This window comes from Rhodococcus sp. 2G (assembly GCF_001886355.1).
Taxonomy (GTDB): domain Bacteria; phylum Actinomycetota; class Actinomycetes; order Mycobacteriales; family Mycobacteriaceae; genus Rhodococcus; species Rhodococcus pyridinivorans.
Map to the genome: position 1 here is coordinate 1,231,548 of NZ_CP018063.1, position 22,632 is coordinate 1,254,179.

The following is a 22,632-nucleotide window of genomic DNA, read 5'->3' on the forward strand; positions in this document are numbered from 1 at the left end:
CGGGGCGGTCTACCCCCGGTCGGGAGGGGTGCCGAACATGCGGTCGCGCAGGCTGTCGTAGATGGGCGGGACCCGCGTGGAATACGCCACGACGACGGCGCAGATCGTCGCGGCGAGCATCGGGACCGTCACTCCCGTCGCCGCGGTCATCTCCACGACGAGGACGACTCCGGTGATCGGGGCCCGCACCGACGCGCCGAAGAGAGCGGCCATCCCCGCGATGGCCATCGGCACGGCCAGGGACGACCCGATCCCGGGGACGATCGCGGTACAGATCCCGGCGCACAACAGACCCCAGAGAGCGCCCAGTGCGAGGAGCGGCGCGAACAGTCCGCCCGGTGTCCCGGCCGCGTACGACAGCGGGCCGGCGACGAACCGCAGCAGGACGTACCAGGCGACCACCGGCAGTGCGAGCGCACCACCGCTCACCACGTGCTGGACGAGGGAGTCGCCGCCACCGCCGGCCCACGGTGCGACCACGGACAACAACCCGACGAGTCCGCCGATGATTGCAGCCTTCATCACCGGGGAGAGCGACCGGACCGACTCCACCACGCTCAGCGAGCCCAGGACCATCCGGTTGTAGGCCGCGCCGAGCAGTCCGGTGAGCAGACCGAACACCACGAACACGGGCAGCAGGACGATCGACGGGGGAGCGATGGGGTCCACGGCGAAGTCGGGGGTGTCGCGGACGATCGTCCGCGAGCACACCACCGCGGCGGCCACCGACAGGACGACGGGTACGACCGTGCGGAAACGGAAGCTGCCGGTGACCTCCTCGAAGACGAACAGCGCACCGCCGATCGGGGCATTGAACGCGACCGCGAGTCCGGCACCGGACACCGAGGTCTGCAGCAGACGTTCGTGCTCGGGACGCCGGGCGCAGCGTGCGGTCTCGGCGCCCACCGCGGCACCCATGTGCACGATCGGGCCCTCCCGTCCCAGGACGAGACCCGACCCGATCGACAGGAGCGCCCCGACGAATCTGGAGGGCAGCACCGACAGAGGTGGGGGCTCGGCCTGCCCGCGGTCGACGGCTTCGACGTGCTGGATTCCGCTACCCGAGGCGAGGGGGACCATCCGGACGATCAGCGCTGCGAGCAGAGCGCCAAGGATCGTGATTCCCACCGGCACGAGCCATCCCGGACCGGGAAGTTCGTGCGCCCACTCCGCGGTGTGGATCCGCCATCGCTCGAGCCGTTCCAGGCACCAGCGGAAGGCCCCGCCGACGACGCCGATGACGGCGCCGGCCACGATCGCCAGCACACAGATCGTCGCCAGTTCGCGAGCGGGAACGGTAGGTTCCCGCACGTTCTCGATGTCCACCCGGCGCCCTCCGACTTGCCGCCGACGCGCCGATCCGCCCGGCGGTGCCGGAGACGGTCGCGCGAAGGAGTCGTGACCGTATGTTCACAGACTCCGAGACGTTTCGCGGGGACGCGCGAGGGTGAATTCGGAGGAGGACCGCCTACTCGGCCGAGGTGTCGGCGGTCGGCTCGTCCTCGACGTACCAAGCGCGGTCCTCGCGGTCCCATTTCACGGCACCGCGGTGGGCCTTGCGGAACTCCTTGAGGACGGCGCGGTCGATCGAGGGGTGGCCGTTGTCGTTCACGTAGATCCACTCGGAGCCGAACTTGGCCTCGATCGCGTCGACCATGTCGGTCTGGGTGACCCTGCGTTCGGTGGTGATGATGTCGGTCATCCATGTGGCGATGTCGGCCGCGGTGGTGCTCATGTTCTCGAGCCTAGAGCCTCGCCGATCGTGACCTCCCCGCCGCACCCCGCGACAGAGTACGGTGACGCGAGATAGGTAACCCTAATAGGAGGTTCGGTGGCACGGAAAGCGCCCATGGGGACGACACTCACGGTTCTGCGGACCGAGGCGATCGGCGAGCACTTCGTCCGCGTGGTGCTCGGCGGAGACGGCTTCGGCGAGTTCCAGGCCCGTGCGGAGACCGACAGCTACGTGAAGATCGAGCTGCCCGCGGGGGACGAGACGGTCGTCCGCACCTACACCGTCCGGCGCGTGGACCCGGACGCCGGGGAGATCTGGATCGACTTCGTCGTGCACGGCGACGAGGGTGTCGCGGGGCCGTGGGCTCGCTCGGTGCAACCGGGCACGCAGGTCGTGGTGCGGGGACCCGGCGCGGGATACCGGCCCGATCGCTCCGCCGACTTCCATCTGCTCGCCGGCGACGAGACCGCGATCCCTGCGATCGCGAGTGCGCTCGAGGACCTGCCCGCCGACGCGCGGGGCGCGGTCTTCCTGGAGGTCATCGGTCCAGGCGACGAACTGAAACTCGACGCGCCGGCGGGTGTGGACATCACGTGGCTCCATCGCGGTGTCGCGGCCGGTGACGCCGGTGCCGACCTGATCGACGGCAACTCGCCGCTCGTCGCAGCGGTGAAGGCCCTGCCCTGGCCGGGCGGCGACGTGCAGGTCTTCGTGCACGGTGAGGCCGAGGCCGTCATGAAGCACATCCGTCCGTACCTGCGGAAGGAACGGGCCGTACCGCCGGCACGCGCGTCGATCTCGGGTTACTGGCGTCGCGGACGCACCGAGGAGGGTTTCCGCGTGTGGAAGAGCGAACTGGCGGCCGTCGAGAGCAACTGACGGCCGGCGGTTCGGGTCAGCTCGCGGACTCGCGCGCCGGCACCGAGGCCGAGTCGCGCGCCAGCACCGCCGCGGAGGTGAGCGCGAGTCCCGAGCAGACCACGATGGCGACGGCCATCGGGATACCGGTGCCTTCGCCGCCGAGCCCGACGAGCGGGGAGACCACGGCAGCGAGACCGAACTGAGAGGCACCGATCACGGCGGAGCCCGTACCGGCCGCCTTCGGGACCTGTGACTGGGCCAGCGCGGTGGCGTTGCCCAGCGTCAGGCCCATCATGCTGATCGCGACGAACAGCAGCGGCAGGATCAGCACTGCGACGTAGCCGACGACGACCATCGTCAGCAACAGCAGCGCCCCTGCCGTGAACATGGTGGTCACACCGAAGAGCAGCAGCGTCCGCACCTCGAACCGGCCGATGAGGCGGGTGTTGACGGCGTTGGCCAGCACGAGACCGGCCGAGTTCACGGCGAACACCATCGAGAACTGGCCCGGGCTCAGACCGAGGATGTTCTGGGTGACGAACGGCGAGGCAGAGATGTACGAGAACATCGCGCCGAATCCCAGGGCCATGGCGGCGGCGTAACCGACGAAGCGTCGCTGCCGGAGGACGTACCCGAAGTTGCCGGCCATCGTCTTCAGACCGCCGCCGTGCCGCTTCTCCGGCGGCAGGGTCTCCGGGACGAACGCGAAGGCGCCGACGGCCATCAGAACGGCCAGGCCGGTGAGCACCCAGAAGATGCCGCGCCACCCGATCGGCCCCAGCAGCACGCCACCGAGTAGGGGAGCGGCGACGGGCGCGATGCCGCCGATGATCATCATCAGGCTGAACAGCTTGGCGGCCTGATTGCCTCGCGCCCGGTCGGCGATGACCGCACGCGCGAGGACGATGCCTGTTCCGCCGCTGAATCCCTGGACCAGACGCGCCGCGATCAGGATCTCGACGGTGGGTGCCATCGCGCAGATCGCGCTGCTCACCGCCAGGACGATCGTGCCGGCGAGGATCAGTCGTCGCCGGCCCCAGCCGTCCGAGAGGGGACCCACGAGCAGCTGGCCGAGCCCGAGACCCGCCATGAACGTCGTGAGTGTGAGCTGGACGCCCACGGTCGAACTGCCCAGGCTCTCCGCCATGACGGGAAGTCCCGGGAGGTACATGTCCGTGGCGAGCGGCGCGATCGCCGACAGCAACGCCAGGGCGCACAACATCGGTACCGGGATCGTTTTGTTCACGAAAGCACCTTAGTCGGCGCGGGTCGTTGCACCCGAGCCGGTCGTGCCGCACGGTAGACCCATGCGAGGCAACGAATCCGACATGCTCCCGGCGACGCTGGACGTGCACCTCGGGGACTTCGTCGACCACCTCCGCCTCGAAGGCAACCGTTCGGAACACACGATCCGCGCCTATCGCACCGACATCCGCTCGCTGTTGCAGCATCTTGCGGACCGGGATCCCGACGCGCGCATCACCGACCTCGATCTCGATCTGATGCGGTCCTGGCTCGCCGGGATGGTGGCGGCGGGAGCGGCCCGCACCACGCTCGCGCGGCGCACCTCGTCGGCACGCGTCTTCACGGCATGGCTCGTGCGCACCCGGCGGCTCGACGCCGACCCGGCGACGCGTCTCGTCTCGCCACGTCCGCATCGGTCACTGCCCGCCGTGCTCCGCGACGACCAGGCACTGGAGATCATGGAGGCCGCGAAATCCGGTGCGCGTGAACGCGATCCCGTCGCACTGCGTGACCGGGCGATCGTCGAGTTGCTCTATGCCACCGGAATCAGGGTCGGTGAGCTGTGCGCCGTCGATATCGACGACGTCGACGCCGAGCGGCGGGTCGTCCGGGTTCTCGGCAAGGGCGACAAGGAACGGATCGTCCCTTACGGCGGTCCCGCGGCCGAGGCGCTCGACGCGTGGCTGCGTCACGGACGCCCGCATCTCGCACGACCGTCGTCGGGTGCGGCGCTGCTGCTGGGCAAGCGCGGCGGCCGGATCGATCAGCGGCAGGTGCGGTCGGTGGTGCACGACGCCGTCTCGTCGGTGCCGGGCGCACCCGACCTCGCGCCGCACGGCCTGCGGCACAGCGCTGCGACGCACCTGCTCGAAGGGGGAGCGGACCTGCGCGTGGTCCAGGAGGTGCTGGGCCATTCGAGTCTGGCCACCACGCAGCTCTACACACACGTGTCGGTGGCGCGCCTGCGCGCCGCGCACGATCAGGCCCATCCCCGCGCCTGATCGGCCTGCCCGAGAAGCCGTCCCGGTTTGGTAGCGTGCGCCGGCACCATCGAATCGGGGGAACAGATGAGACGCAACGAACCGGGTCCTGCCGTGCCCGCCTGGCTGCAGGACCCACCGGAATCCGGAAGCGACCATGCGCGACGCGGCCTCCGCCGCGCGGCCAGAGGCGCCGAGACGCCCGGTCCCTCCACTCCGTCCGGCGACGGTGCGACTCCGCCCACTCCCTCCGCTCCGCTCGAGATGACGGCTTCGGTGCCTCTCGGTATGGCGTTGCGGCCCCGGATCAGCGCAGACGACCCGGAGCCGGAGTCGTCCGGACCGCTCGTCGCGCACGAACCGGCGCGACCCGAGAATCCGGTGCTCCCACCGTCGGAGCCCGAGGCGGCGGTTTCGGCGGAGCCTGATGCGGCGGTTCCGGAGGCCGTGACCGAACCCGAGCCCGAGCCTGTCTTCTCAGAGCCGGCACCCGAAGTCGTGGAGACACAGCCCGAGACTGGGGCACCTGCACCTGCACCTGCACCTGCACCTGCACCTGCACCTGCGCCGGAGTCGGAGGTGGCGAGCCCGGAGGCGACGGAGGTCGTATCCGGTCCGCTCGACCCCGGGCACGCATCGGTCCCCGCCCCGCTACCGGCAAGAGCAGACGCTACGGTCGACGCCCTGCGACACGAGGCCCATCGGTTCGACCATCAGCCGTCGAACGTCGACCTCGCCTCGGGCGTGCTCGTCCGCAGGTCACGGCGTTCCACGCGGCGGTGGCGGGAGCGGGTCGACCGGCTGACCGGCGGCAGGCTCGACGGAGGAGGCAGTGAGCGCCGCGAGGAGCTCGTCGCCCGGATCCGCCAGCCGATCCCGGGCGACTACCGGATCGCGGTGCTGTCCCTGAAGGGTGGGGTGGGGAAGACCACCACGACCGTCGGGCTCGGGTCGACGTTCGCGTCGCTGCGCGGCGACTGCGTCATCGCCGTCGACGCGAATCCGGACTTCGGCACCCTCGGGCAGCGGATTCCGCAGCAGACCACCTCGACGGTGCGGGACCTGCTCGCGAACGCGTCGAACATCCGCCGGTACTCGGACGTGCGGGCCCACACATCGCAGGCGCCGAGCCGGCTCGAAGTGCTCGCGAGCGAACGCGATCCCGCTGCCTCGGAAGCGTTCAGCGAGGAGGACTACCGGCGCGTCGTCGACATCCTGCAGGTCTACTACAACGTGATCCTCACCGACTGCGGGACCGGGATCATGCACTCGGTCATGCGCGGCGTGCTGGACCTGGCGAACACCCTCGTTCTCGTCGCCTCGCCTGCTGTCGATGCGGCGCGGAGTGCGGCTGCGACGCTCGACTGGCTGCAGGCGCACGGTTACTCCGACCTGGTCGAACGCACGGTCGTGGTGATCAGTTCGCCGCGGCCGGGTGCGGCGAGCATCGACATGGACGCGCTGACCGCACATTTCCTCGCGCGGTGCCGGGCGGTGAAGGTGCTGCCCTTCGACGAGCATCTCGCCGAGGGAGCCGAGATCGATCTCGAACGACTCCGCCCCGCGACCCGCACGGCGTTCGTCGAACTCGCCGCGATGGTCGCCGACGACTTCCCCGCACTGTCGGGTCGACACGCGGGGCGTTAGCCGGGCGTCATACCGGCAACAGGCGGATCACCGGGCGCTCGACGAGGGGCAGCGGGTCGAGATAGTCGTCGCGGCCGCGACGCAGTCCCCAGTGCAGGCACGCGGGGGAGACGCAGCCCTCGTGACCGGCGACGACGGTGCCGATCGGATCGCCCCTCGTCACCCGGCGACCCGCGGCGACCGATGCCTCGACCGGCTCGTAGGTGGTGCGCAGCCCGCCCTCGTGATCGATGGAGACCACGGGTTTTCCGGCCACGACACCGGCGAACGCAACGACGCCGTCACCGGCAGCCACGACGGTCTGCCCCACACGCGCGTCGAGGTCGACACCGCGGTGACCGGGGAGCCAGTTCTGCTCGGGCGGGTCGAACTGCCGGCTCACGGACGGCCGGGGATCGAGCGGCCACACGAACCGTCCGGCGTCCGCCGATCCGGTTCCCGGGACGGCGGCGAGCACGACGAGCGCGGCGATCACGACGGCGAACGTCCGGAGGGGCGCGGCGAGGACCATGCTCTTCAGCCTCGTGAATCGGAGTCCCTGCGCACCAGGGGGCGACGCGATCTGTGGACAGCCCCGGATCCGTCCACAGGTCCGGTGACTCCCGGTTAGGGATCCGCGCCTGCTCCGCGTACACTTGTCGGGCGGTCTGTATACGCAGATCGACTTCGCGCGTCCGCGCATCGATGCCGACCCGTTTCTCCGGGCCGCATCGGAAATGGCCGTCGGCCGGTCCCGCAAGGGTTCGACGGGCATGTGGACGCCAGGGCGGGGATCGGAAGATCCACCGCGGAAACCGACACGAAAGAGAGAAACAGGCATGCCTGTTGTGACTATGCGGCAGCTGCTCGACAGCGGCGCCCACTTCGGACACCAGACCCGTCGCTGGAACCCGAAGATGAAGCGGTTCATCTTCACCGACCGCAACGGCATCTACATCATCGACCTGCAGCAGACCCTGACGTACATCGACAAGGCGTACGAGTTCGTCAAGGAGACCGTCGCTCACGGTGGAACCGTGCTGTTCGTCGGCACCAAGAAGCAGGCGCAGGAATCCATCGCCGAAGAGGCCACCCGCGTGGGCATGCCCTACGTGAACCAGCGCTGGCTCGGCGGCATGCTCACCAACTTCTCGACCGTCCACAAGCGCCTGCAGCGCCTGAAGGAGCTCGAGTCGATGGAGCAGACCGGTGGCTTCGAGGGACGCACCAAGAAGGAAATCCTCATGCTCACGCGTGAGAAGAACAAGCTGGAGCGCACCCTCGGCGGCATCCGCGACATGGCGAAGGTTCCGTCGGCGATCTGGGTCGTCGACACCAACAAGGAGCACATCGCCGTCGGTGAGGCCCGCAAGCTGAACATCCCGGTCATCGCGATCCTCGACACCAACTGCGATCCGGACCTCGTCGACTACCCGATCCCGGGTAACGACGACGCGATCCGTTCCGCGGCGCTGCTGACCAAGGTCGTCGCTTCCGCCGTCGCCGAGGGCCTGCAGGCCCGCGCCGGCAAGAGCAGCGACGCCGAGGCCAAGCCCGAGGCCGGCGCCGAGCCTCTCGCCGAGTGGGAGCAGGAGCTGCTCGCGCAGGCCACCCCCGCCGCCGACGCCGAGGCGCCCGCAGCGGACGCAGCCCCCGCAGCAGACGCGGCCCCCGAGGCCTGATTCGTTGCCCGGCCCCGACCTTCCGATCGAGAGATCCTGGTCGGGGCCGTCGCATCGCGGCCCGAGCTCATCCGCGCGATAGGGCCGCCCCCAGAGACTTTTCCACCACAGACACAGGAGGCTCGCTTCCATGGCGAACTACACCGCCGCCGACGTCAAGCGTCTCCGTGAGCTCACCGGCTCCGGAATGCTGGACTGCAAGAACGCTCTCGCCGACAACGACGGCGACTTCGACAAGGCCGTCGAGCAGCTGCGCATCAAGGGTGCCAAGGACGTGGGCAAGCGCGCCGAGCGCTCCACGGCCGAGGGCCTCGTCGTCGCCAAGGACGGCGTTCTCGTCGAGCTGAACTCCGAGACCGACTTCGTCGCCAAGAACGACGAGTTCCAGGCTCTCGCCGACAAGGTCGTCACCGCTGCCGCACAGGCCCGCGCGAACGACGTCGAGGCGCTCAAGGCCGTCGAGGCCGACGGCAAGACCGTCGACGCCCTCGTCCAGGAGCTGTCCGCGAAGATCGGCGAGAAGCTCGAGCTGCGTCGCGTTGCCGCATTCGACGGTCAGACCGCCGTCTACCTGCACAAGCGTGCTTCCGACCTACCGCCGTCCGTCGGCGTGCTCGTCGAGTACACCGGTGAGGGCGATGCTGCTGCCGAGGCCGCTCGCGCTGCCGCGATGCAGATCGCCGCTCTGAAGGCCAAGTACGTCACCCGTGACGAGGTTCCCGAGGACATCGTCGCCAACGAGCGTCGTATCGCCGAGGAGACCGCCAAGGCCGAGGGCAAGCCGGAGCAGGCTCTGCCGAAGATCGTCGAAGGCCGCGTCAACGGCTACTTCAAGGACGTCGTCCTGCTCGAGCAGGCGTCCGTGACGGACTCGAAGAAGACCGTCAAGGCGATCCTCGACGAGGCCGGCGCGAACGTCGTCCGCTTCGTGCGTTTCGAGGTCGGCGCCAGCTAGTTCTTCCACTCCACGACCCCGTCGGTGCTGCTACCGGCGGGGTCGAGGTGTGTCGGGCCACGCCGCCTCGGGGCACGGAGGCGCTCGCGCGTGCTGCGCGGTGACAGGTGTGGCGTGTCTATCCGCCCGATCTCGGTTCCCTCGAGCGGATGAGGCAGGATGATAAGGGCCGATTCATGCGCAACCAGAGGAGAGTCATGTCCGACCACGCCCACGATCGGCCCGGATTCCGCCGGGTACTGCTCAAGCTCGGCGGCGAGATGTTCGGCGGCGGCAAGGTCGGACTCGACCCGGACGTGGTGACGACGGTGGCCCAGCAGATCGCGGAGGTCGTGCGCGGTGGCGCCGAGGTCGCCGTCGTGATCGGTGGCGGCAACTTCTTCCGCGGCGCCGAACTCCAGCAGCGCGGTCTCGAACGCGCGCGGTCCGATTACATGGGCATGCTCGGCACGGTCATGAACTCCCTTGCGCTGCAGGACTTCCTGGAGAAGGAAGGCATCGACACCCGCGTGCAGACCGCCATCACGATGGGGCAGGTCGCCGAGCCCTACCTGCCGCTGCGTGCGCGCCGCCACCTCGAGAAGGGGCGTGTGGTCATCTTCGGTGCCGGCATGGGCATGCCGTACTTCTCCACCGACACCACCGCCGCGCAGCGCGCCCTCGAGATCGGCGCCGAGGTCGTCCTCATGGCGAAGGCCGTGGACGGCGTCTACTCCGACGACCCCCGCACGAACCCGGATGCGGTGCTGTTCGAGGAGATCACCCATCGCGAGGTCATCGAGCAGGGCCTCAAGGTCGCCGACGCGACCGCCTTCAGCCTGTGCATGGACAACGCCATGCCGATCATGGTCTTCAATCTGCTGACCAAGGGCAATATCGCCCGAGCCATCGCCGGTGAGAAGATCGGAACACTCGTACGGTCATGAACGGACAACGGAACATGGAGGAACTGCCGTGATCGATGAAGCCCTCTTCGAAGCAGAAGAGAAGATGGAGAAGGCCGTCACGGTGGCCCGGGACGATCTGGGTGGCATCCGGACCGGTCGCGCGAACCCGGGCATGTTCAACCGCATCGTCGTCGACTACTACGGGGCTCCCACGCCGATCACGCAGATCGCCAGCATCAATGTTCCCGAGGCGCGCATGGTCATCGTCAAGCCGTACGAGGCCTCGCAGCTGAACGCGATCGAGACCGCGATCCGCAACTCCGATCTCGGTGTCAACCCCACCAATGACGGCAACATCATCCGCATCTCGGTCCCGCAGCTCACCGAGGAACGTCGCCGCGAACTCGTCAAGCAGGCCAAGGCCAAGGGTGAGGACGCCAAGGTCGCCGTGCGCAACGTCCGCCGCAAGGCGATGGAGGAACTCGGACGTATCCAGAAGGACGGCGAGGCCGGCGAGGACGACGTGAACCGCGCCGAGAAGGAACTCGACAAGACGACCGCCAAGTACGTCGGTCAGATCGACGAGTTGATCAAGCACAAGGAAGCCGAACTGATGGAGGTCTGACAGTGGGTCGAGCCGACGGGTCCTCCGACCCGCAGCTTCCACTCGGTGCCGGAGCCGACTCCGGTGCCACCCCTGCAGACCCGGCACCGGCCCCCGACCCCGCGTCGGAGCCGGTGAAGAAACCCTCACGGGCGGGACGCGACCTGCCGGCCGCTTTCGCGGTCGGCGGTGGTCTGGGCGCGCTCGTCATCGGGATCCTGCTGTTCGCCCCGAAGGCGTGGCTCGCCGTCGTCGCGATCGCCATCGGCATCGCGACCTGGGAGGTCACCAAGCGTCTGCGCGAGGCGGACGTGCTCGTCCCCAGACTGCCGTTGCTGGCCGGTGGTCAGGCGATGATCTGGCTCGGGTGGCCGTACGGCACGACGGGTGTGCTCGGTGCGTTCGCAGGCACGGTCGTCGTGACGATGTTGTGGCGCCTGTTCGACCACGGTCTCGTCGCGCAACCGCGCAACTACCTGCGCGACACCGCGGTCGCGGTCTTCGTCGCGGCCTGGTTGCCGTTGCTGGCGTCGTTCGCGACCCTCATGGTCCTCGAGGATCAAGGCGCCCAGCGCGTGTTCTGCCTGATGCTCGTGTGTGTCGCGTCGGACATCGGCGGCTACGCCTCGGGTGTCCTGTTCGGCAAGCACCCGATGGTCCCGGCGATCAGCCCGAAGAAGTCGTGGGAAGGTTTCGCCGGGTCGTTGGTGGCCTGCATCGCGGTCGGTGTCCTCACCGTCGTCTTCCTGCTCGACGGCCCGTGGTGGGCCGGTCTGCTGCTCGGCGCCGTGCTCGTGGTGACGGCGACGGCCGGCGATCTCATCGAGTCGCAGGTCAAGCGGGATCTCGGCATCAAGGACATGGGCACCCTGCTGCCCGGCCACGGCGGCATCATGGACCGGCTCGACTCGATCCTGCCATCGGCCTTCGTCACCTGGCTGATCCTCACGGCCTTCGTGTAGTCGCCCGATGGTGCGTTCGTCGAAGCTTCGTGCGCCGAAGTCGGGAAATGGTGTGATCGCCAGCCCCAACATCTGGCACTGGCCCGAGGTGTACGAGGAGGAGAACCGCGCGCAGGACCCCCGCTGCGCCGTGTACGCGGCGCTGCGGGAGGCCGCGGACTGGACCGGCCGCCACGTCGTCGACATCGGGTGCGGTTCGGGTTTCCACCTTCCGATGTTCGCGGCCGACGCACGCACGGTGACCGGAATCGAGCCGCACCCGCCGCTGGTCGCCGCGGCCCGCACCCGCGTGAAAGGTCTTCCGTCGGTCACCGTGACGGAAGGCTCCGCCGCGGACATGCCGCTGCCTGACGCCTCGGTCGATCTCGTCCACGCCCGCACCGCCTACTTCTTCGGCCCCGGGTGCGGCGCCGGAATCCTCGAGGCCATGCGGGTGCTGCGTCCCGGCGGGGCGCTCGCCGTCGTCGACCTCGACGCCACCGCCCATCCCTACGGCGACTGGATGCGCGACGACCTCCCGCACTACGACCCGGCCGCGGTCGAGGCGTTCTTCGAGGCGCAGGGATTCGATCTGCGCCGCATCGACACGCTGTGGGAGTTCCCGGACCGCGCGACCCTCGAGCGGGTGCTCGGCATCGAGTTCGCACCCCGCGTCGCGACCCGGGCGATCCGGGAGACACCCGGCACGACGCTCACCGTCCGCTACCGGCTGCACGTGCGCCGCAGACCCATCGGTGGCCTGGAACTGAGCTGAGACCGGTCAGCGCTACCGGCCGATACCGAACATCCGCGCCAGCTCGGTGATCTTCTTCGCCTTCGCGAGGTTCGGCAGGTCGCTGCCGTCGCGGACGTTGCGCCCGTCCTCACCGAGCTTGTCGATGATGCCTTCCGCCCAGTCCACGTCCGTGCTGTTCGGGCTCAGAGCCACGTTCGCGTACGACGCGCGTTCGCCGGTCATGCACAACTTGCCGGTCATCCCCATCGAGCGCGTCAGCTCGGCCTCACGTTCGAGGACCTCGGGATCGTCGCTGAGTGTGGGTCCGTCGATGGGTCCCGGCAGGCGCGCGGCGCGGCTCGTGATGACCAACCGCGATCGCGCGTACGCCATCGCCATCGGGCTGTCGCTCATGCCGGTGTCGCGCCGGAAGTCGCCGCTGCCGAAGACCAGGCGGAAGGTGCCCTCCGAGCGGGCGATCTCGGGAGCCGCCTCGAGACCCATCGCCGACTCGATCAACACGAGGATGCGCGTGCCCTCCGGCAGCAGGTCGGCGGTGGCCTCGACCTGGTGACCGCTCTCCGCCTTCGCGAGCATGACGCCCTGCAGGCCCGATAGGCCGGCGAGCGCGGCGAGATCGTCGGCCCAGAACGACGTGGTGGCGTCGTTGACCCGCACCCAGGCCTTCCCACCCTCGCGCAGCCACGCCACGATGCCGTCGCGAGCGGCGGGTTTGGCCGCGGCGGGCACGGCATCCTCGAGGTCGAGCACCACCGCATCGGCGGGCGAGCCGGCGGCGGCGTCGAAGAGATCGGGGGAGCGGCCCGGAACGAGCAACCACGAGCGTGCGACTTCGGGAGCGACGAGACCGGTCATGATGTCCATGCTCCCGTATTCCCCCTCCGCGCCCGGGTGACTCGGCGTGAGGGAGACCGAGCGGTGCCACCGGCACAGGAATGGGGGCGAGTATCACAGCGACGCCCGGACCCATCCGTCCCGGATCATGGGACAATAGGTGATTATGGCTTCTTCCCTGCCCCTGGTCTTCGATGCACCCAAGCGTGGTCTTCCGCCACGCCATCTCGCCGACCTCGACGCAGATCAGCGTCGTGATGCGGTGCGCGAACTGGGGCTTCCGGCCTTTCGCGCCGACCAGCTCGCCCGCCAGTACTACGGGCGGCTCGAGGCGGATCCGGTGAAGATGACCGATCTGCCCGCCGCCGTCCGCGACAAGGTGGGGGAGGCGTTGTTCCCGCCCCTGCTCAGCGCGGTCCGGCACATCGCGTGCGACGGAGGCGAGACTCGCAAGACCCTGTGGCGCGCCCACGACGGCACCCTGCTCGAGAGCGTCCTCATGCGCTATCCCGACCGCGCCACGCTGTGCATCTCCAGCCAGGCCGGATGCGGCATGGCATGCCCGTTCTGTGCGACCGGCCAGGGCGGTCTCGACCGCAACCTGTCGACGGCCGAGATCGTCGACCAGGTGCGCGCGGCTGCCGCTGCCCTGCGCGACGGTGACGTCGCCGGCGGACCGGGACGGCTGTCGAACGTCGTGTTCATGGGCATGGGCGAGCCGCTCGCGAACTACAAGCGCGTGGTCGCGGCGGTGCGCCGCATCACCTCACCTGCCCCCGAAGGGCTCGGCCTGTCGCAGCGCTCGGTCACCGTCTCCACCGTGGGACTGGCACCGGCCATCCGGCGCCTCGCCGACGAAGGACTCAGCGTCACCCTCGCGGTGTCGCTGCACACCCCGGACGACGAACTGCGCGACACCCTCGTCCCGGTCAACAACCGGTGGTCGGTCGCCGAGGTCCTCGAGGCGGCGCGGTACTACGCCGACAAGACCGGCCGGCGCGTCTCGATCGAGTACGCCCTCATCCGCGACGTCAACGACCAGCCGTGGCGCGCCGACATGCTCGGCAAGAAGCTCCACAAGGCTCTCGGGTCGCTCGTGCACGTGAACCTCATCCCGCTCAACCCCACCCCGGGTAGTGAGTGGGACGCCAGTCCGAAGGACGTCGAACGCGAGTTCGTGCGGCGCGTGCAGGCCCAGGGCGTGTCGTGCACCGTGCGCGACACGCGTGGCCAGGAGATCGCGGCAGCATGCGGGCAGCTCGCCGCCGAAGGCTGAGGCGGCACCGAAGACACGACAGGGCCCGTCCGGAGAATTCCGGACGGGCCCCGAACGTTCGTGGAACTAGCGCAGACGGCGCCGGCGCACCGCGTCGCGCGCGACGATGAACACGAGCAGGGCCGCCGAGCCGATCAGGTACAGGCTCTCCACGTGGCCTTCGTGGTTGCCGATCAGCATCAGCAGCAGGAACACCGCCACGATCAGGGCCATGACGCGGAAGAACCTGGGGGCTTCCCCGCTCCAACCCCACTCGGCGGACGGCACTTCCGCCGCCACATCACCACGAGTGGACTGCAACTCGGTACCGGCCACGGTTTCCTCCTGCTCACCAGATGCTGCTGTTGCTGCTTATCGTGACATACGACCCCGCGTCGTACGAAGCGGGGCATGCGTGCGGTGCGTTCCGACGGGTGGAAGCCGGGCGGTTCAGGAACCGTTCAGGTGCGTGGGGAACAATGCTCGCGTGGCCGAGACTCGATCTTCTTTCCGCACCCGGGTGCTCCTGCTGGGCAGTACCGGTTCCATCGGTACCCAGGCACTCGACGTGATCGCCGCCAATCCCGACGACTTCGAAGTCGTCGGTCTCGCCGCGGGCGGAGGCAAGACGGACATGCTCGCCGAACAGATCCGCGCGACCGGCGTCCGCGAGGTCGCCGTGGCCGACCCTGACGCTGCCGCACGTCTCGACCTGCCGGTCCGGAGCGGCCCGACCGCCGTCACCGAACTCGTACGCGAAGTCGAGGCCGACGTCGTGCTCAACGCCCTGGTCGGTTCCCTCGGTCTCGAACCAACCCTCGCGGCGCTCGACACCGGTGCACGACTCGCGTTGGCGAACAAGGAATCGCTGGTCGCGGGCGGGTCGCTCGTCACGAAGGCGGCGGGGCCGGGCCAGATCGTGCCCGTCGACTCGGAGCACTCCGCGCTCGCGCAGTGCCTGCGTGGCGGCAGCGGCGACGAGGTGGCGCGTCTCGTGCTCACCGCCTCGGGCGGTCCGTTCCGCGGCTGGACCGCCGATCGCCTCGAATCGGTGACGCCCGAACAGGCCGGCGCCCACCCCACCTGGTCGATGGGGCCGATGAACACCCTCAACTCGGCGACCCTCGTCAACAAGGGACTCGAACTCATCGAGACCCACCTGCTCTTCGGTGTGGACTACGACCGGATCGACGTGACGGTGCACCCGCAGTCGATCGTGCACTCGATGGTCACCTTCGTCGACGGATCGACCCTTGCCCAGGCATCGCCGCCGTCGATGAAGCTGCCGATCGCGCTGGCCCTCGGCTGGCCGCACCGCGTCCCGCACGCCGCCCCGGCACTCGACTTCTCGACCGCGTCCACCTGGGAGTTCGAACCCCTCGACGACGACGTCTTCCCCGCCGTGCGGCTCGCGCGCCAAGCGGGCGTGGGCGGCGGATGCCTCACCGCCGTCTACAACGCGGCCAACGAGGTCGCCGCCGAGGCCTTCCTCGCGGGGACGCTGTCGTTCCCGCGGATCGTGCAGACCGTCGAGGCCGTGCTGAACGACGCACACGAGTGGTCCGCCGAACCCAGTACCGTGGACGACGTGCTCGCCGCCGACGGCTGGGCCCGCGACCGGGCGCGCACACTCGTATAGGAGGATCGGCCACTCATGATGTTCGTATTGGGCGTGGTGGTGTTCGCCCTCGGCATCGCCGTCTCCATCGCCCTGCACGAGGCCGGCCACATGTGGACGGCGCAGAAGCTGGGCATGAAGGTCCGGCGCTATTACATCGGGTTCGGTCCCCGTGTGTTCGCCTTCCGCCGCGGGGAGACCGAATACGGTCTCAAAGCGGTTCCGGCCGGCGGGTTCTGCGACATCGCCGGCATGACGGCCCTGGACGAACTCGCGCCCGACGAGGTCGAGCGCGCGATGTACAAGCAGAAGACGTGGAAGCGTCTCGTCGTGATGTCGGGTGGCATCGCGATGAACTTCCTGCTCGGCATCGTGCTCATCTACGGCCTCGCTGCCAGCGCGGGACTGCCCAACACCGACAACCGCGCGGTGGTCGGCACCGTCGGCTGTGCCGCGCCGACCCAGGACGGGCCGCCCGACTACACCCCGGCCGACTGCTCGGGTCCCGGCCCGGCCGAGCAGGCCGGCATCGAACCGGGCGACGTGATCGTCGCCGTGGACGGGCAGTCCGTCGAGACCTTCGGCGACCTCGTCCGGGCCACGCAGCCCCTGTCGGGCACCGTACCGTTCACCGTCGAGCGTGGTGACGAGACCCTCACCGTGCCCGTCACGGTCCAGCAGGTCCAGCGCTGGGTCTACGAGAGCGAGTCGCTCGACGCCGAACCCGTCTCCCGCACCGTCGGTGCGATCGGGGTCGGGGGAGAGCCGGGCATCATCGAGTACACGCCGCTCTCGGCGATCCCCGCGACCTTCGACTTCACCGGTTACCTGGCGGTCCGCACGGCCGAGGCCCTCGTGAGCCTGCCGAGTAAGGTCGCCGACCTGTGGACGGCCGTCACCGGGGGAGAGCGCGCGGTCGACACCCCGGTCAGTGTCGTGGGCGCCAGTGTCATCGGCGGCCAGTTCGCCGAGCGCGGCATCTGGGAGTCGTTCGTGTTGTTGCTCGCTCAGCTGAACTTCTTCCTCGGTGCGTTCAACCTCCTCCCGCTGCTGCCGCTCGACGGTGGGCACATGGCCGTCGCGATCTACGAGAAGGCCCGCAACTGGCTGCGCGGCCTGCGTGGACTGCCGGTCGGCCCTCCCGTGGACTACATGAAACTGCTGCCGCTGACCTATGTGGCGGTGGTCATCGGTGGCGCCTACATGGTGCTCACCCTTACAGCAGACATCGTCAACCCCATCAAGCTGTTCTGATCTGCGCCGGTAGACTTGCCGAGTAGCGACGAAAGAAGGCGAACTGTGACCAGCCCCGTCGGATTGGGCATGCCCGAAATTCCTGCGGTCCTCGCACCCCGACGCAAGACCCGCCAGCTCATGGTCGGAAATGTCGGCGTCGGCAGCGATCATCCGGTGTCCGTGCAGTCGATGACCACCACGAAGACGCACGACGTGAACGCCACCCTCCAGCAGATCGCGGAACTCACGGCGTCCGGCTGCGACATCGTGCGTGTCGCGTGCCCGCGTCAGGAGGACGCCGACGCACTCCCGATCATCGCGAAGAAGAGCAAGATCCCGGTAATCGCCGACATCCACTTCCAGCCGCGGTACATCTTCGCCGCGATCGACGCCGGCTGCGCGGCCGTGCGCGTCAATCCCGGCAACATCAAGGAGTTCGACGGTCGCGTCAAGGAGGTCGCCAAGGCGGCCGGAGACGCCGGGATCCCCATCCGGATCGGCGTCAACGCCGGCTCCCTCGACCCCCGGCTCCTCGCCAAGTACGGCAAGGCCACCCCGGAGGCTCTCGTCGAGTCCGCCCTGTGGGAGGCGAGCCTGTTCGAGGAACACGGCTTCGGCGACATCAAGATCTCCGTCAAGCACAACGACCCCGTCGTGATGGTCGAGGCCTACCGGCAGCTCGCCGCGCAGTGCGACTACCCGCTGCACCTCGGTGTGACCGAGGCCGGCCCCGCCTTCCAGGGCACCATCAAGTCGGCCGTCGCCTTCGGTGCGCTGCTGAGCGAGGGCATCGGCGACACCATCCGCGTGTCCCTGTCGGCGCCGCCCGCCGAGGAGATCAAGGTCGGCACGCAGATCCTGCAGTCGCTGAACCTGCGTCCCCGCAAACTCGAGATCGTCTCGTGCCCGTCCTGCGGGCGTGCCCAGGTGGACGTCTACTCCCTCGCCAACGAGGTCACCGCCGGACTCGAGGGCATGGAGGTGCCGCTGCGGGTTGCGGTGATGGGTTGCGTCGTCAACGGACCCGGTGAGGCTCGTGAGGCGGACCTCGGTGTGGCCTCCGGAAACGGCAAGGGCCAGATCTTCGTCAAGGGCAAGGTCATCAAGACCGTGCCCGAGGCGCAGATCGTCGAGACCCTCATCGAGGAAGCGATGCGCATCGCCGACGAGATGGACGGCAACGACTCGGGCGGCGGCCCCGTGGTGTCGGTCGGCTGATACGGGTGGGGCGCACGGGACGGCGTTCTCTCACTTTCGAGGACTCAGGTTTCCACGCCGCCGTCCGGCATGGCACTCTGATCTCGTATCGGCTTCTCGACGGGTGGTGAGCGAGTGCTCAAGCTTCTGGGCGTCCGGTCGTTGGGCGGACGTGACACCGCCGCGGTGCTCCGGGTGCTCTCCCGCGACCCCGTGGCCGCGTGCATGGTGGCCGGCCGCGTCGAGGAGTACGGACTCGACGGGCGTGCCGTCGGCGGCGAGATGTGGAGCCGCGGAGGCCCCGAGACCTCGCTGTGCTTCTCCGGCGCGAACCTCATTCCGCTGCTGGGCAGTCCGGACGACATCCAGGCGTTCGCCGAGCGCGCGAGTCGCGGGCCGCGGTTGTGTTCGTCCATCGTCGGTCGCGCCGAGTACGCGCTGCCCATGTGGGAGCGGCTCGAATCCACGTGGGGCGCTCCCCGCGAGGTGCGCGCCGAACAACCCCTCCTCGTCCTCGACCGCGAACCGCTCGTGGACCCCGACCCGCTGGTCCGGCCCGTGCGGACCGACGAACTGGATGTGTATCTGCCCGCCGCGATCTCGATGTTCATCGAGGAGGTCGGCATCGACCCGCGCACCGGCGACGGCGGTGCGGGTTACCGGCGCCGCGTCGCGAGCCTGATCGCGGCGGGACGCGCCTGGGCGCGGTTCGAGGACGGACAGGTCGTGTTCAAGGCGGAGGTGGGTTCGCAGTCGTCCGCGGTGGGCCAGATCCAGGGCGTCTGGGTCGATCCCGCGCATCGTGGCTCGGGCCTCGGCACGATCGGCACGGCCGCCGTGGCCTGCGCGGTCGCTCGCAGTGGTCGCCTGCCCAGCCTCTACGTCAACAGCTTCAACGCCCCGGCTCGTGGAGCCTACGCCCGCGCGGGTTTCCGTCAGGTCGCGACGTTCTCCACGGTGCTGCTCGACTGATTTCCCGTCGGCTCTGCCTACGATGACGGGCGATGAGACCTCGAAGTTCCACCCCGGCATCCCCGTACGCACGCGCACTCCGGATCGGCGCTGTGTGGTCGGCGGCCGTCGTGCTCCTCGGCCTGGCCGTCGCGTGCACGCCGCGGCCGGCCGGGCCGGAGGCCGCCGCCCAGGCGTTTCTCGACTCGTTCGCCGCGCAGGACGTCGCGTCGGCGGCGGATCGCACCGACCGCCCCGACGACGCGGCCGTCGCGATGCAGGAGGTCCTGGACGGGCTTCAAGCCGAATCCCTCATCGCCACAACGACATCCACCCGGATCAGCGGCGACTCCGCGACCGTGGGCTACAACTACGAGTGGCACCTGCCGAAGGAACGGGTATGGCAGTACACCGGTGAGCTCAACATGGGGCGCAGCGGGAACGACTGGATCGTGCGGTGGGCGAAGTCCGCGCTGCACCCGCAGCTCGGCGAACGGCAGACCATGCAGCTCCGCAGCAGCCCGGCGCCGCGTGCCCGGGTCAACGAGCACGCAGGCAGCGACATCCTCGTCCCCGGCACGGTCTACGGCATCGCCTTCGACGCCGCGCAGACCTCCGACGTCGCCGGCGCCGCACGACAGCTCGCGTCGACGTTGTCGGAGTTCGATTCCTCGCTCACGGCGCAGGCGATCGCGGAATCGGTGACGGCCTCCTCCGGGCCGCGCTCGGTGATGCGACTGCGCGAGGACGACTACGAGCGCGTCGCCCCACGTCTCGCCGGGATCGACGGTGTCGTGGTGACCGAGCAGGCCGACCTCGTCGCGACCGATCGCAACTTCGCGCCGGATCTCGTGGGTCAGATCAAGAAGACCGTCATCGACGAGGTCGACGGCACGGCCGGGTGGAGCGTCGTCGTGGTGAACCAGTACGGCGTGGACACCGGGGTGCTCACCGAGACGCCGCCGCAACCGGTGCCGTCGTTCTCGGTCAGTCTCGACCGTCCCCTCCAGCTCGCGGCCCAGGCGGCCGTCGATGCCCGCACCGAGCAGGCGATGACGGTCGTGATCGAGGCGTCCACGGGTGCGGTGCTGGCGGTGGCCCAGAACAAGGCCGCCGACCGGGACGGCCCGGTCGCGCTGGCCGGCCAGTACCCGCCGGGCTCGACGTTCAAGATCGTCACCTCGGGTGCGGCGATCGCCGAGGGGAGCGCGACCCCGAACACGATGGTGCCGTGCCCGGGCCGCATCACGATCGGTGAGCGCAGCGTGCCGAACTACAACGAGTTCGAGCTCGGGACGGTCTCTCTCGCTACCGCTTTCGCCCGATCCTGCAACACCTCCTTCGCCAAGCTCGCCTCCGAGATGGCCCCGGACGCGCTGACCGTCGCCGCTTCGCAGTTCGGTATCGGTGTGGACTACGAGGTGGTCGGGATGCCGACCTTCACCGGATCGGTTCCGCCCGCGGAGGATCTCGTCGAACGGACCGAGGACGGCTTCGGTCAGGGCAAGGTGGTCGTGAGCCCGTTCGGGATGGCGCTCACCGCGGCGACGGTCGCCGCCGGCCGTACCCCGGTGCCCTATCTCATCGCGGGTCGCGAGACCGTTGTGAGCGGTTCGCCGCCGCCGGTGACGCCGGAGATGGTGGAGGGTCTGCGCGAGATGATGCGCCTGGTGATCACGAGCGGTACCGCCGACCGCATCCGGGACCAGGGCGACGTCTACGGCAAGACCGGCGAGGCCGAGGTCGAGGGCGGGTCGCACTCGTGGTTCGTCGGTTACCGCGGTGATCTGGCGTTCGCGACGCTCGTCGTGCGCGGCGGCAGCTCCGACAACGCGGTCGCGGTCACCCGCGACATGTTCGCCGCCCTGCCGCCGGAATACGACGAGGGAGCCTGAGCTCAGGTCGTACTCGCGGGCCGACCGTCGCGCCGGCCCGCGAGTCGCGTCACCAGCCACAGCACCACACCGATCCCGAGCAGCACCCCGGCCGTCCGGTACTGGGTCACGGGCCGGTCGACCCACGGCAGGACGAGGAACAGGCAACTGGCCGCCCCGAGCACCGGGAGGATCGTCGGCGCGCGGAAGTGCCGGTGCTCCACGTGGTCCCGGCGCAGGACCAGTGCGGCGACGTTGACGATCGCGAACACCCCCAGCAGGAGCAGCGCCGTCGTCCCCCCGAGTTCGGGCACCCCGCCGACGAAGACGACGAGACCGACCGCGAGCAGCGTCGTGAACGCGATCGCGACATAGGGCGTGCGGCGCGTGGGGTGCACCCGCCCCAGGACGGCGGGCAGGACGTCCTCGCGGGCGATGCCGTAGACCAACCGGCTCGCCATCAGCATGTTGATCAGCGCGGTGTTGGCCACCGCGAACATCGTGACGAAGGCGAAGATCCCGACCGGGAACGCCGGCGCGCCGACCTCGACCACCCGCAGCAAGGGCGTCTCGCCCGCCCCGAGCTCCTCGGGCGCGACGAGCGCGATCGCGGTGATCGAAACGAGCACGTACACCAACGCGGCGAGACCCAGGCCGAGCAGCAGCATCCGGGGGAAGATCCGGGTGGGCTCCTTGCACTCCTCGGCCATGTTCACCGAATCCTCGAACCCCACCATCGCGAAGAAGGCCAGGGCCGTCCCTGCGACCACCGCGGAGAAGACGGACCGGTCGCCGGGATCGATCTCGACCACACGCGAGAAGTCCCCGCCGCCGAAACCCAACGCCCACATGCCGATCGCGACGATGATGAGCAGGCCGCCCAACTCGACCATCGTGAGCACCACGTTGGTCTTCACGCTCTCGCCGACCCCGCGGAAGTTGATCACCGCCAGGACGAGGACGAAGACCAGCGCGATCACGGTGATCCCGGCCGTGCCGGCCAGGTCGAGTCCGAAGGCCTCGGCGAAGTTCGCGGCGAACGCCCGCGCAGCAGTGGCGGCAGAGGTGATGCCCGAGGACATCACGGCGAAGGCCACCAGGAAGGTCAGGAAATGCACGCCGAACGCCTTGTGCGTGTAGAGCGCCGCTCCGGCCGCCCGCGGATACTTCGTGACCAGCTCCAGATAGCTGAACGCGGTCACCGTCGCGACGGCGAACGCGACGAGGAACGGCAGCCACACCACGCCGCCGACCTCGTTCGCGACCTCCCCGGTGAGAGCGTAGATGCCGGTGCCCAGGATGTCGCCGATGACGAACAGCAGGAGCAGACCCGGTCCGAGGACGCGGACGAGCTGGGGTGAGTCGGTCGTCTCGGCCACCGCAGGCCCCCTTCC

General features: G+C 69.3%; 22 protein-coding genes. 15 read left to right on the forward strand and 7 right to left on the reverse strand.

All coding sequences use genetic code 11. From position 1 onward, the window contains the following. Positions 1–9 precede the first annotated feature (9 nt). Complete coding sequence (locus BO226_RS05800) at positions 10–1,326, reverse strand: ClC family H(+)/Cl(-) exchange transporter (RefSeq protein ID WP_071934794.1); 1,317 nt, start codon at positions 1,324–1,326, stop codon at positions 10–12. Between the two features lie 142 nt (positions 1,327–1,468). Next, a complete protein-coding gene (locus tag BO226_RS05805; protein ID WP_006550968.1) occupies positions 1,469–1,735 on the reverse strand; it encodes a DUF6953 family protein in 267 nt (88 codons plus the stop codon). A 114-nt stretch (positions 1,736–1,849) separates the two neighbouring features. Here BO226_RS05805 and BO226_RS05810 point away from each other — a divergent pair, with 114 nt between their 5' ends. Continuing rightward, positions 1,850–2,614: a siderophore-interacting protein gene (locus tag BO226_RS05810; protein ID WP_071934795.1), complete on the forward strand. Its 765-nt coding sequence runs from the start codon at positions 1,850–1,852 to the stop codon at positions 2,612–2,614. A 16-nt stretch (positions 2,615–2,630) separates the two neighbouring features. Here the strand turns inward: BO226_RS05810 and BO226_RS05815 are convergent, their stop codons facing one another. Beyond that, entirely contained in the window at positions 2,631–3,818 is a 1,188-nt protein-coding gene (locus BO226_RS05815) for a multidrug effflux MFS transporter (RefSeq protein WP_071934796.1), read from the reverse strand. 85 nt (positions 3,819–3,903) lie between these two features. Between BO226_RS05815 and BO226_RS05820 the strand changes: the two genes are divergently transcribed. Both BO226_RS05820 and BO226_RS05825 read left to right on the forward strand, forming a co-directional pair. Continuing rightward, positions 3,904–4,842, forward strand: coding sequence for a tyrosine recombinase XerC (locus BO226_RS05820; protein WP_071934797.1), 939 nt, complete (start codon positions 3,904–3,906; stop codon positions 4,840–4,842). Between the two features lie 66 nt (positions 4,843–4,908). Then, positions 4,909–6,468, forward strand: coding sequence for a MinD/ParA family ATP-binding protein (locus tag BO226_RS05825; protein WP_071934798.1), 1,560 nt, complete (start codon positions 4,909–4,911; stop codon positions 6,466–6,468). A gap of 7 nt (positions 6,469–6,475) precedes the next feature. On the opposite strand, the gene BO226_RS05830 is transcribed toward BO226_RS05825, so the two are convergent. Beyond that, positions 6,476–6,979, reverse strand: a complete 504-nt coding sequence (locus BO226_RS05830) for a M23 family metallopeptidase (RefSeq protein ID WP_071934799.1) — start codon at positions 6,977–6,979, stop codon at positions 6,476–6,478. 307 nt (positions 6,980–7,286) lie between these two features. Here BO226_RS05830 and rpsB point away from each other — a divergent pair, with 307 nt between their 5' ends. The 6 genes from rpsB (at position 7,287) to BO226_RS05860 (ending at position 12,291) form a co-directional block, all read left to right on the forward strand. Then, complete coding sequence (gene rpsB / locus BO226_RS05835) at positions 7,287–8,129, forward strand: 30S ribosomal protein S2 (RefSeq protein ID WP_060650992.1); 843 nt, start codon at positions 7,287–7,289, stop codon at positions 8,127–8,129. A gap of 130 nt (positions 8,130–8,259) precedes the next feature. Then, complete coding sequence (gene tsf, locus BO226_RS05840; RefSeq protein WP_006550975.1) at positions 8,260–9,084, forward strand: translation elongation factor Ts; 825 nt, start codon at positions 8,260–8,262, stop codon at positions 9,082–9,084. Positions 9,085–9,281: 197 nt separating this feature from the next. Then, positions 9,282–10,010 (forward strand): UMP kinase, encoded by a 729-nt coding sequence (gene pyrH, locus BO226_RS05845; RefSeq protein WP_006550976.1) that lies wholly within the window; start codon positions 9,282–9,284, stop codon positions 10,008–10,010. A gap of 28 nt (positions 10,011–10,038) precedes the next feature. Further along, entirely contained in the window at positions 10,039–10,596 is a 558-nt protein-coding gene (frr, locus tag BO226_RS05850; protein ID WP_024100638.1) for a ribosome recycling factor, read from the forward strand. 2 nt (positions 10,597–10,598) lie between these two features. Further along, the gene (locus BO226_RS05855) at positions 10,599–11,537 is read left to right on the forward strand and encodes a phosphatidate cytidylyltransferase (protein WP_071934800.1); all 939 of its coding nucleotides are present in this window, start codon (positions 10,599–10,601) and stop codon (positions 11,535–11,537) included. Between the two features lie 7 nt (positions 11,538–11,544). After that, positions 11,545–12,291: a class I SAM-dependent methyltransferase gene (locus tag BO226_RS05860; RefSeq protein ID WP_071934801.1), complete on the forward strand. Its 747-nt coding sequence runs from the start codon at positions 11,545–11,547 to the stop codon at positions 12,289–12,291. Positions 12,292–12,303: 12 nt separating this feature from the next. Here BO226_RS05860 and BO226_RS05865 read toward each other — a convergent pair whose 3' ends face one another. Beyond that, a complete protein-coding gene (locus BO226_RS05865) occupies positions 12,304–13,137 on the reverse strand; it encodes an HpcH/HpaI aldolase/citrate lyase family protein (protein ID WP_071934802.1) in 834 nt (277 codons plus the stop codon). A gap of 136 nt (positions 13,138–13,273) precedes the next feature. On the opposite strand from BO226_RS05865, the gene rlmN reads away from it, so the two are divergent. Continuing rightward, the gene (gene rlmN / locus BO226_RS05870) at positions 13,274–14,383 is read left to right on the forward strand and encodes a 23S rRNA (adenine(2503)-C(2))-methyltransferase RlmN (protein ID WP_024100641.1); all 1,110 of its coding nucleotides are present in this window, start codon (positions 13,274–13,276) and stop codon (positions 14,381–14,383) included. 66 nt (positions 14,384–14,449) lie between these two features. On the opposite strand, the gene BO226_RS05875 is transcribed toward rlmN, so the two are convergent. Beyond that, positions 14,450–14,698: a DUF2631 domain-containing protein gene (locus BO226_RS05875; protein WP_024100642.1), complete on the reverse strand. Its 249-nt coding sequence runs from the start codon at positions 14,696–14,698 to the stop codon at positions 14,450–14,452. A 151-nt stretch (positions 14,699–14,849) separates the two neighbouring features. Here BO226_RS05875 and dxr point away from each other — a divergent pair, with 151 nt between their 5' ends. The 5 genes from dxr (at position 14,850) to BO226_RS05900 (ending at position 21,259) form a co-directional block, all read left to right on the forward strand. Further along, the gene (dxr, locus tag BO226_RS05880; RefSeq protein ID WP_071934803.1) at positions 14,850–16,001 is read left to right on the forward strand and encodes a 1-deoxy-D-xylulose-5-phosphate reductoisomerase; all 1,152 of its coding nucleotides are present in this window, start codon (positions 14,850–14,852) and stop codon (positions 15,999–16,001) included. A 15-nt stretch (positions 16,002–16,016) separates the two neighbouring features. Next, the gene (locus tag BO226_RS05885; RefSeq protein WP_024100644.1) at positions 16,017–17,234 is read left to right on the forward strand and encodes a M50 family metallopeptidase; all 1,218 of its coding nucleotides are present in this window, start codon (positions 16,017–16,019) and stop codon (positions 17,232–17,234) included. Between the two features lie 45 nt (positions 17,235–17,279). Further along, entirely contained in the window at positions 17,280–18,434 is a 1,155-nt protein-coding gene (ispG, locus tag BO226_RS05890) for a flavodoxin-dependent (E)-4-hydroxy-3-methylbut-2-enyl-diphosphate synthase (RefSeq protein ID WP_024100645.1), read from the forward strand. 114 nt (positions 18,435–18,548) lie between these two features. Further along, positions 18,549–19,385, forward strand: coding sequence for a GNAT family N-acetyltransferase (locus tag BO226_RS05895; RefSeq protein ID WP_071934804.1), 837 nt, complete (start codon positions 18,549–18,551; stop codon positions 19,383–19,385). A gap of 32 nt (positions 19,386–19,417) precedes the next feature. Further along, a complete protein-coding gene (locus tag BO226_RS05900) occupies positions 19,418–21,259 on the forward strand; it encodes a penicillin-binding transpeptidase domain-containing protein (RefSeq protein ID WP_198040611.1) in 1,842 nt (613 codons plus the stop codon). Between the two features lie 2 nt (positions 21,260–21,261). On the opposite strand, the gene BO226_RS05905 is transcribed toward BO226_RS05900, so the two are convergent. Continuing rightward, on the reverse strand, positions 21,262–22,617 hold the full coding sequence (locus BO226_RS05905; protein ID WP_019289129.1) for an APC family permease: 1,356 nt from the start codon (positions 22,615–22,617) through the stop codon (positions 21,262–21,264). Between the last annotated feature and the right edge of the window lie 15 nt (positions 22,618–22,632).